5 protein-coding genes are annotated in these 3,687 nt (G+C 70.9%); all 5 read left to right on the forward strand.

What is annotated here, in order from left to right; translation table 11 throughout:
• Positions 1 to 734: TIM barrel protein (locus tag RTM68_RS17625; RefSeq protein ID WP_312173466.1), on the forward strand; the 734-nt coding region annotated here is incomplete at its 5' end.
• Positions 731 to 1,579: a phosphogluconate dehydrogenase C-terminal domain-containing protein gene (locus RTM68_RS17630; RefSeq protein WP_312173468.1), complete on the forward strand. Its 849-nt coding sequence runs from the start codon at positions 731 to 733 to the stop codon at positions 1,577 to 1,579. The genes RTM68_RS17625 and RTM68_RS17630, both read left to right, overlap by 4 nt.
• A 1-nt stretch (position 1,580) precedes the next feature.
• Positions 1,581 to 2,336, forward strand: coding sequence for an SDR family NAD(P)-dependent oxidoreductase (locus tag RTM68_RS17635; RefSeq protein ID WP_312173470.1), 756 nt, complete (start codon positions 1,581 to 1,583; stop codon positions 2,334 to 2,336).
• A 134-nt stretch (positions 2,337 to 2,470) separates the two neighbouring features.
• Positions 2,471 to 2,755, forward strand: coding sequence for a LacI family DNA-binding transcriptional regulator (locus tag RTM68_RS17640; protein ID WP_312173473.1), 285 nt, complete (start codon positions 2,471 to 2,473; stop codon positions 2,753 to 2,755).
• Entirely contained in the window at positions 2,755 to 3,528 is a 774-nt protein-coding gene (locus tag RTM68_RS17645; protein ID WP_312173475.1) for a substrate-binding domain-containing protein, read from the forward strand. Before RTM68_RS17640 ends, RTM68_RS17645 begins: the two co-directional genes overlap by 1 nt.
• Positions 3,529 to 3,687 lie beyond the last annotated feature (159 nt).

The raw sequence follows: 3,687 nt of genomic DNA on the forward strand, positions 1-3,687 counted from the left end.
TGAGTCTCATCGGCGCGTTCGAGGACACCCGCGCCCAGGGCGTCGACCTCTTCCAGATCTGCGACTACGCGCCCCTCGACGGCATGAGCGACGCCGAGCTCCGCGACGCTGCGGCGGCCGCGACCGACCTCGGACTCACGATCGAGCTGGGCACCAAGGGCATCGAGCCCCGACACATGGCCCGTCAGCTCCGGATCGCCGAGGTGTTCGGCGCCGCACTCCTGCGCAGCATGGTGCACGGGCCCGGGTCCCGACCCTCCCTCCCCGAGGCGGATGCGTGGCTGCGCGACGGCATCCGCTCGTTCGAGGCGGCGGGCGTCACCCTCGCCCTCGAGACCTACGAGCAGGTCGCGACGAGCGACCTGGTCGATCTCGTCGAGAGCGTCGGCAGCGATCACCTCGGCATCTGCCTGGACCCCGCCAACGTCGTCGCCCGACTCGAGCCCCCCCGCACCTGCGTCGAGCAGACCGCGCCGTATGTTCGCAACGTGCACGTCAAGGACTTCGCCTTCGCCCGCCAGGACGGCTGGGTCGGCTTCACCTACTCCGGCGCCGCCATGGGCGCCGGCCTGCACGACTATCCCCACCTGCTCCGCACGGTCTCGCCCCGCGAACGCGGGATCAACGAGATCGTCGAGCACTGGCTGCCCTGGCAGGGCGACGCCGAGACCACCATCCGCACCGAGCGGGCCTGGACCCGCACCACCCTGGACCACCTGAGGAGCACACCATGAGCCACAAGATCGCCGTCATCGGCGCCGGAGGGAAGATGGGCATGCGCGTGTCCGACAACCTCGCGCGGACCGACCACACCGTCTGGTACGTCGAGAACTCCCCCGCCGGCCGACAGCGCACGACCGACGCCGGGCGCACGCTCACCGACGCGGCGACCGCCGTCGCCGACGCCGACATCGTCGTGCTCGCCGTGCCCGATCTCGCTCTCGGGCCGGTCACGGCCGAGCTGGTCCCCCAGCTGCGCTCCGGCGCGATCGTGCTCACGCTCGACCCTGCCGCCGCCTATGCCGGACTCCTGACCACGCGCGAGGACGTCATCCAGGCCGTGGCGCACCCGTGCCATCCCTCGATCTTCCTGCAGCGCGAGACGCCCGAGCAGTGGGCCGACACGTTCGGCGGCATCGCCGCGCCTCAGGACGCCATCGCCGCCGTCGAGAGCGACGACCCGGCCGCCCGGGCGATCGTGGAAGAGACCGTGCGCGCCATCTACGCCCCCGTGATCGACGTGCACTGGGTCACCGTGAAGCAGCTCGCCCAGCTCGAGCCGACGCTCGTCGAGACGGTCGCCTGCATGATCGGCGCCCTGCTCAACGAAGCGCTGCACGAGGCCGTGACCACCATGGGCGTGCCCGAGGCGGCCGCCCGCAGCATCCTCTACGGCCACACCCAGGTGGCGCTCGCCAACGGTCTGCGCGGCGACAACCCGTTCTCCGACGCGTGCCTGATCGCCATGGACTACGGCCGCGAGAGCATCATCAAGGACGACTGGAAGAAGATCTTCCGCGACGACGAGCTCGACAAGAACCTCGCCCGCATGCTGCACCTCGACCGGATCGAGCGCTGACATGGCCCGGCTCGAAGGCAGGACCGCCCTGGTCACGGGAGCGGGAGCGGGCATCGGACGCAGCGTGGCGGAGCGCTTCGCGCGGGAGGATGCACGGGTGATCATCGCGGACCGCGACGCCGATGCCGCCGCCTCCGTCGCCGCGTCGATCGGCGAGCGGGCGCGTGCCGTCGTCGTCGACATCTCCGACGAGTCGTCGGTCGAGGCCGCCTTCACCGAGGCGGCCGCCGACGGCTGGTCGCCCGACGTCGTCGTCGCGAACGCCGGCGTGCAGCTGTTCGGTCAGGACGCGAAGGCCGCCGACCTCGACCTCGACGTCTGGCGCCGCACGATCGACATCAACCTGACCGGCACGTTCCTCACGGTGAAGCACGCGGTCCGGGCGATGCTGGCCTCGGACGGAGGCTCGATCATCCTCACCGGCAGCCCCACCGGGCTCACCGGCGAGGGGCAGGACTTCACGGCCTACTCCGCGTCGAAGGCCGGCATCCACGGCCTCACGCGCACGGTCGCCGCGGCGTACGCGCGCGACGGCATCCGCGTGAACACCGTGGTGCCCGCGTACACCGAGACCGGGCTGGTGTCGACGATCTCGGACGACCCGGAGTCGCGCGCCGCCATCGTGAGCCGCATCCCCGTCGGCCGCGCGGGCACGCCCGCCGATGTCGAGGGGATCATGGTGTTCCTGGCCAGCAGCGACGCCGACTTCGCCACGGGAGCCCTCTTCGCCGTGGACGGCGGGATGACCTCTCTCTGAGAGCGAGGACACGTCTCCGAGAGCGGGGACACGTCTCCGAGAGCGGGACACGTCGAGGCACGGTGCGGGGATCCGTCGATGGTCCCCGCACTCCCCTACGATTGCGTCACAGTGCAAACCGTGAGGGGGTGCCCATGCCGGATTCCCGAGCGAATCCCACGATCAACGCCGTGGCTCGTGAAGCAGGGGTGTCGGTGGGCACCGTGTCGAACGCGATCAACGCCCCGGCACGCCTCGCGCCCGAGACCCTGCAGCGCGTGCAGGAGGTCATCGACCGCCTCGGCTACATCCGCAGCTCGGCAGGTCGCACGCTGATCCGCAACCGGTCGGACGCCCTGGGCCTGATCACCCCCGACCTCGTGAACGTCCTGTTCGTCGAGATCTCACGCGGCGCGCAGCTCACGGCCGCCGCTACCTGATGATGGCGAACAGCCTGTTCAACGCGCACGAGCTCGCTTCCGGCACCGCGCAGCACGACCTCCAGGACGAGTTCCTCGAGCACTTCGCCGAGGCGAGGACCGGCGGCGTGATGGTCGCCTCGATGCGCGACCCCACCTCGGGCATCGCGAGGATCCGCAATCACGTGCGGCCGATCGTGGTGGTGAACTACGACGTGCCGGGCGCCGACTGGTGCACCGTGCTGATGGACAACGTGCAGGTGGGTCGGGCCGCCGTCGATCACATCGCCGATCTGGGCATCCGCCGTGCGTTCTTCGTGTCGATCCCCGATATCGTGCAGCCGGTCGTCGAACGCCGTCGCGGCCTGCGGCAGGCCGCCGCCGAGCGCGGCGTGCGGCTCACCGAGATCGATGCCGCCGGGCTCATGGCGGCAGACGGCCGTCGCGCCGCGGAAGACCTTCTTCCTCTGCTCGCCCGAGAGCGGTGCGCGATCCTCGCCGTGAACGACAAGGTCGCGCTCGGGGTGCTGCAGCTCCTGCGCGAGCACGGCGCGCTGCGGGTGCCCGACGACGTCGCCGTGGTCGGCATGGACGGTGATCACCGCGACGACGGTGCCGACTGGATGACCCTGACGTCGATCGAACTCCCCGGGTTCGCGATGGGCGCCGAGGGTGTGCGGCTGCTCGCCGCCGAGGAGGAGCACGACCACGTGCACGAGAGGGTCGCGCTGCCCGTGCGCATCCGCCCGGGAGAGAGCACGATCGGCTCCGCCGGCGCCCGCGCCGGGGCGTGACGGTCCACACATCCGTCACCCTGGATTGGTCAACCGGTTAGGCTGGCACGGTGGACTCGACGAGGAATTCCTGGTGGCGTGACGATGAGGCGCAGTGGACCTCCGGCGCCTGGAGCATCGCGCGGCGCGGCGACGAGCTGGCGGAGATCCGGCACGACG

The organism is Microbacterium sp., from assembly GCF_031988965.1.
GTDB lineage: Bacteria > Actinomycetota > Actinomycetes > Actinomycetales > Microbacteriaceae > Microbacterium.

Coding starts and splice junctions, on each gene's coding strand:
- RTM68_RS17640 (WP_312173473.1), top strand. CDS start 2,471: ATGCCGGATTCCCGAGCGAATCCCACGATCAACGCCGTGGCTCGTGAA.
- RTM68_RS17630 (WP_312173468.1), top strand. CDS start 731: ATGAGCCACAAGATCGCCGTCATCGGCGCCGGAGGGAAGATGGGCATG.
- RTM68_RS17635 (WP_312173470.1), top strand. CDS start 1,581: ATGGCCCGGCTCGAAGGCAGGACCGCCCTGGTCACGGGAGCGGGAGCG.
- RTM68_RS17645 (WP_312173475.1), top strand. CDS start 2,755: ATGATGGCGAACAGCCTGTTCAACGCGCACGAGCTCGCTTCCGGCACC.